Source organism: Corynebacterium hylobatis, assembly GCF_003955685.1.
GTDB classification, from domain to species: domain Bacteria; phylum Actinomycetota; class Actinomycetes; order Mycobacteriales; family Mycobacteriaceae; genus Corynebacterium; species Corynebacterium hylobatis.
Genome location: NZ_RXHJ01000036.1, coordinates 1 through 5,416 on the forward strand (window position 1 = coordinate 1; position 5,416 = coordinate 5,416).

Annotated in this window: 7 protein-coding genes; 4 read left to right on the forward strand and 3 right to left on the reverse strand. The window is 63.1% G+C overall.

Annotated elements, in window-relative coordinates; translation table 11 throughout:
- On the reverse strand, positions 1-779 hold a 779-nt coding region (gene ramA / locus EAH68_RS14505), incomplete at its 3' end, for an acetate metabolism transcriptional regulator RamA (RefSeq protein ID WP_126122042.1).
- A gap of 307 nt (positions 780-1,086) precedes the next feature.
- Here ramA and cysK point away from each other — a divergent pair.
- Both cysK and epsC read left to right on the forward strand, forming a co-directional pair.
- Entirely contained in the window at positions 1,087-2,019 is a 933-nt protein-coding gene (cysK, locus tag EAH68_RS14510; RefSeq protein WP_126122043.1) for a cysteine synthase A, read from the forward strand.
- A 20-nt stretch (positions 2,020-2,039) separates the two neighbouring features.
- On the forward strand, positions 2,040-2,639 hold the full coding sequence (gene epsC, locus EAH68_RS14515) for a serine O-acetyltransferase EpsC (protein ID WP_126122044.1): 600 nt from the start codon (positions 2,040-2,042) through the stop codon (positions 2,637-2,639).
- Positions 2,640-2,707: 68 nt separating this feature from the next.
- Here epsC and EAH68_RS14520 read toward each other — a convergent pair whose 3' ends face one another.
- Positions 2,708-3,010: a GNAT family N-acetyltransferase gene (locus EAH68_RS14520; RefSeq protein WP_126122045.1), complete on the reverse strand. Its 303-nt coding sequence runs from the start codon at positions 3,008-3,010 to the stop codon at positions 2,708-2,710.
- Between the two features lie 204 nt (positions 3,011-3,214).
- On the opposite strand from EAH68_RS14520, the gene EAH68_RS14525 reads away from it, so the two are divergent.
- Complete coding sequence (locus EAH68_RS14525; protein ID WP_126122046.1) at positions 3,215-3,793, forward strand: MarR family winged helix-turn-helix transcriptional regulator; 579 nt, start codon at positions 3,215-3,217, stop codon at positions 3,791-3,793.
- A 41-nt stretch (positions 3,794-3,834) separates the two neighbouring features.
- Here the strand turns inward: EAH68_RS14525 and EAH68_RS14530 are convergent, their stop codons facing one another.
- Positions 3,835-4,479, reverse strand: coding sequence for a lipocalin family protein (locus EAH68_RS14530; protein WP_126122047.1), 645 nt, complete (start codon positions 4,477-4,479; stop codon positions 3,835-3,837).
- 224 nt (positions 4,480-4,703) lie between these two features.
- On the opposite strand from EAH68_RS14530, the gene EAH68_RS14535 reads away from it, so the two are divergent.
- Positions 4,704-5,306, forward strand: coding sequence for a fasciclin domain-containing protein (locus tag EAH68_RS14535; protein WP_126122048.1), 603 nt, complete (start codon positions 4,704-4,706; stop codon positions 5,304-5,306).
- Positions 5,307-5,416: the final 110 nt, after the last annotated feature.

The following is a 5,416-nucleotide window of genomic DNA, read 5'->3' on the forward strand; positions in this document are numbered from 1 at the left end:
TTGCGCATCACGGAACGCAGGTAGGACTTCACCGTCTCCGCCCCGATGCCCATCTCCTCGGCGGCCTCGACGTTGGTGTGTCCGAGTGCGACACACGACAGGACATCCAGCTCCCGGGCGGAGAGCTTGGTGGACTGCTTGACGCGGACGGGTGAGACCATCTGGTCACACAGCTGCTCGAGCTCCTTGCGGAGCATCTCGTCCTCAACACGGTTGGCCAGCATGCGCAGCTTCGAATGGGTGGAGCGGACCTGCTCCCACTCCGCGCCGTTCATCACGCGGCCCGATTTCGCGGCACCGACCTTGCCGCCCTCCGCCCGCCGGAGGGCGGAGTTGACCGCCAGGTCCTGCTCCAGGGTGCGGGCGGTCATGGTGACCTCCTCGATCACCTTGTCGCCCAGGCGGACGGGAGAATGCACGCCCACGTAGAGGACACCGCGGATCTCCCGGTTGACGATCACGGGCACCGCCACGATGGAGTGGAGCCCCTCATCCTGGATGGCGCGGTCATTCTCGTGGGAGATGATGTTGGCCCGCGTGTAATCGGAGACGCCGACGGGACGGCGTGTGGTGACCACGCGGCCGCCGACGCCGGAGCCGGGCTCCATGATGAGGTTCTGCAACGCGGGAGTGCGCAGCCCCACCCACTGGGTGACCTGCAGCCGATTGTCCGGCAGCAGGGTCGCATACATGGTGACCGGTATGCCGGTCGCGGTCTTCAGAGACGTGAGCGCCGCCCGGACGGCCTCGTCGTCATCTTTGATTCTCTGCGAATCCATCCTGAATCGTCCTCCTCCGGGTACACCCGTCAGGTGCACCCAAGGCACACATCAACGGGGGTAACTATCTTCTTCAGATGGGCATTATAACGCTACTTCGGGGGTAAGGGGAATTCGATTGCACAGATCACAGTCCCACCCACAGCAAAGTGGTGGTACACCTGCAGGGGGTGATATGTCCACATCGGGCAACACCCCCGCTCGGCGACCAAAACCATCCGGTCTAAACTGCCCATACCGGGCTGTCTAGTGCTGTGGTGTACGATAGCACGCAGCAACGCACACGATTCCAAGGAGAAACAGTCTCATGGCCGTATACGACAATATTCTCGACACCATCGGGAACACCCCCCTGGTCCGCCTGAATGGCATCACCGAGGGCCTCAGTGCCGAAGTGCTGGTGAAGGTCGAGTCCTTCAACCCGGCGAACTCCGTCAAGGACCGCATCGGCAAGGCGATCATCGAAGCCGCCGAGGCTGACGGCTCCCTCAAGCCCGGCGGAACCATCGTCGAGGCCACCTCCGGCAACACCGGCATCGCCCTGGCCCTGATCGGTGCCGCCCGCGGCTACAAGGTCATCCTGACCATGCCGGAGACCATGTCCAACGAGCGTCGCGTCATGCTCCGCGCCTACGGTGCCGAGATTGTCCTGACCCCGGGCGCCGCCGGCATGCAGGGTGCCGTCGACAAGGCCAACGAGATCGTCGCCGAGCAGGAGAACGCCATCCTGGCCTCCCAGTTCGCCAACCCGGCCAACCTCAGGATCCACCGCGAGACCACCGCCGAGGAGATCTGGAAGGACACCGACGGCAAGGTCGACATCTTCGTCGCCGGCGTCGGCACCGGCGGCACCGTCTCCGGCGTGGGCCAGGTCCTCAAGGAGCGCAAGCCGGAGGCCCAGGTCTACGCCGTTGAGCCGACCGCCTCTCCGCTGCTGTCCGCAGGCAAGGCCGGCCCGCACAAGATTCAGGGCATCGGCGCCAACTTCATCCCGGAGGTCCTGGACCGCAAGGTTCTCGACGACGTCATCACCGTCTCCAACGAGGACGCCATCGCAGTCTCCCGCGAGCTGGCGGTCAAGGACGGCATCCTGGGCGGCATCTCCACCGGCGGCAACGTCTGGGCCGCCCTGGAGCTGGCCAAGAAGCCGGAGAACGCCGGCAAGACCATCGTCACCGTCGTCTGCGACTATGGTGAGCGCTACGTCTCCACCATCCTCTACGAGGACATCCGCGACTAGGACTGGGTACACTCTGGGCCATGCTGTTGCTGAGAATCGCGAAGACCATCCGCGAAGACCTCCAGAATGCGCGCGAACACGATCCCGCCGCTCGCGGTGATGTCGAGAACGCCATCGTCTACTCTGGGCTCCACGCAATCTGGGCGCACCGGGTGTCGCACTGGCTGTGGAAGCGCGGGCTACGTGGCCCCGCCCGCATCCTCGCTCAGCTCAACCGCTTCTTCACCGGCATCGAGATCCACCCCGGTGCCACGATCGGTCGCCGCTTCTTCATCGACCACGGCATGGGCATTGTCATCGGCGAGACCACGGAGATCGGTGACGGCGTGATGCTCTACCACGGCGTCACCCTGGGCGGTCAGGTGCTCACCCAGACCAAGCGCCACCCCACGCTGGAGGACAATGTCACCATCGGCGCAGGTGCCAAGGTGCTGGGCCCGATCACAATTGGCGCCGGCTCCGCCATCGGCGCCAACGCGGTGGTGACCAAGGACGTTCCGGCCGACCACATCGCCACCGGTATCCCGGCGAAGAACCGGCCCCGCCGGCAGAGTGAGCGGATCAAGCTCGTCGATCCCGACTACTATGCGGCCGACGATCCGGTCGACTACAGCATCTGACGGTCGAAAATGCCCCGGAAGATTTTTCTTCCGGGGCATTTTTCATGACCTGACCTTGTTTTGCGACGTCACAGCGTCCGGTCCTCACACAGGTCCCGGTAGTCCTCGTTCTTCTTGATGAAGTGCGCCACAGCGGAGCACGAGGGGGTGATGGTCGCCCCTTCCTCGCGCGCATGGTCGAGCGCCGCCCGGATCAGCGGGACAGACAGGCCCCTCCCGCGGAAGGCCTGGTCGACGACGGTGTGGTTGAAGTCCAGGACATTGCCTTCACGGGGGACGTAGGAGGCATAGCCGGCCTCCCGACCGTCGACAATGATCTCAAAACGGTTCCTGCCCTCGATGTGCCTGATCTCGTAGTTCTGCTCAGTCATGTGGTGGAGTCTCCTGCCTGGGTCGCGTGTAGATATGTTGGGTCCGCTACACAGCCCAGTATGCCCACGCCTCCCGTGTTCTGCCAGGGGATATTTCCGCTGGCGGGGCAGTGCTCTACGGGAATAGTTATATTATCTTTACACCCATAATTAACTATGGGATAATTTATCTGTAAATTCGAGGTGAGAGGCTAGCATCCACACATGACGGATCCGCGAAATGCATCTGACATCAAGGGCATCTCAGGCAGCCTCTATGATGTCAACTCCAGTGATCCCCGCAGCGAGCTGGTTGACCGCTCTGCCCTGGATCCGGAGGACGTCCACCAGATCACCCGGTTGATGAACGCCCTGTCAGGGCTGCGCGAGAAAGAGAAGGCGCTCGCCGATGCCTCCGAGAAATACATGAAGCTGAGCACGCAGGACATGCGTGCCCTCCATTTCCTCATCGTCGCCAATCACCGGGCCGAGGTAGTCACTCCAGGAATGCTCGGCACCCACCTGGAGATGTCCCCCGCATCCATCACCAAGCTACTCAACCGCCTGGAGAAAGGCAGTCACATCATCCGCCAGGTCCACCCGGTGGACCGTCGGGCCTTCTCCATCGAGGTGACCCAGGAGACCCGCGCCTCCGCCATGGAGACCGTGGGCAGGAAACACGCCAAGCGTTTCCAGGCCGCCGCCCGGCTCAGCCGCGAGGAACGTCAGGTGGTGATCAACTTCCTGGAGGACATGGCGCGGGAGTTGGCCCTGGACGATGTCGACTGGACAGAGGGGAACTGAAAAACGGCCACCTGCCGGAGCAGGTGGCCGTTTCCGTTGTCCTAGAGAGCGCAGAGCGGCGCGACGTCCTTGCGTCCCTCCGCCATGGGCACGGTGAGGAAGGAGCAGGACCACCAGCCGCGGGACTCCACGATGGAACGCACCTCCGACCACCGCCCGGCACTCAGGTTGGGCGTGCGGGAGAGCACGAAGCCTGAATTGCGGTTGGGGTCACCGACAATGGCTAACGAGTACCCCTCGTCCAGGTAGGTGACCCGGTAGTTGGTGGGGCCGTCCGGATCCTGGAAGGGCACGTCGGGAAAGTTCACCCGCAGGGAGGCGTCGGAGCGCACCGAAGCGGTCCCTTCGATGACAGAGGGACCGAAGAAGGTCCCGCAGGAGTTGCGGACGGAGACGGTGGAATCATCGAGCGCCGCATATTCAGCGGTGGTGTCACTGGCGCACTGCAGGGAGTAGGGCTGCGGCAGGGCAGCGACCTGGTACCACTTGCCGGCGTATTCATTGAGGTCGACCTTGAATCCCACCTCAGGCAGCTCATTACCGGGGATGGATGAGCCGGTGGAGATGAGCTGGGAGGAACCGCCTCCGACTCGCCCGCCATCGAAGATGTCCTGGGCCTGGGACGCCGGAGCGGCCAGGGTGGCGAGAAGTGCCGCGGCCCCGAGGCCGGCGAGGAATTTCCTCATTATTTACCCCTTCAGATAGTTATATTATCCAGAAGTGTAATACATGCGACTCGCAGTTTTCTATATTTCGGGGAATCACCCCCACCCCACGAGTGCCTCCAGCCCCTTCCCCGAATGTCAGCACCCCCATGGCCATGCCGAAGCAGAATAATTTTCCCGTTTCTATTGCGAACGCCTAGATATTAACCTAGCGTAAACATTATCCACTACTGAAAGGCTTCATCATGAAACGAGTAATTGCCGCCACCGGTGCCCTCAGCATGGCACTCTTCCTGGGCGCCTGCGCCTCCGAGGACAACGACACGACGGCGGGGACAACCGCGGAGACCACCACCGAAGTCACCACCTCCGAAACCGCGACCGAAGAGACCACGACAACCACTGCGGCAGCAGAGGGCGAGGACATCGTCGATACCGCCGTGGCGGCGGGTCAGTTCACCACCCTCACCACTGCCCTCCAGGAGGCGGACCTGGTCGAGACCCTCAAGGGCGACGGGCCGTTCACCGTATTCGCCCCCACCGACGAGGCCTTCGCCGCCCTGCCGGAGGGCACCCTCGACACCCTCCTGGCAGATCCTTCCGGCGATCTGACCGAGATCCTGACCTACCACGTCGTCCCGTCCGAGGTCTTCGCCGCCGACGTCGTGGAACTCGACGGCCAGACCGTCGAAACCGTCCAGGGCGCCAGCCTGACCGTGAACGTGGACGGGGAAAACGTCTCCCTGACCGACGTGGCCGGCAACACCATCAATGTCATCGACACCGACATCGAGGCCTCCAACGGCGTCATCCACGTCATTGACGGTGTCCTCATGCCGACCCCGTAGGCGGTCGCAGAGTCACACACCAGCCCCCACCACACCACCCCGGTGGGGGCTTTCTGCGTCACCATCTTGAGTCCAAAGGGTCGTTGCAACACTTTCCGATGAGAAAGGGT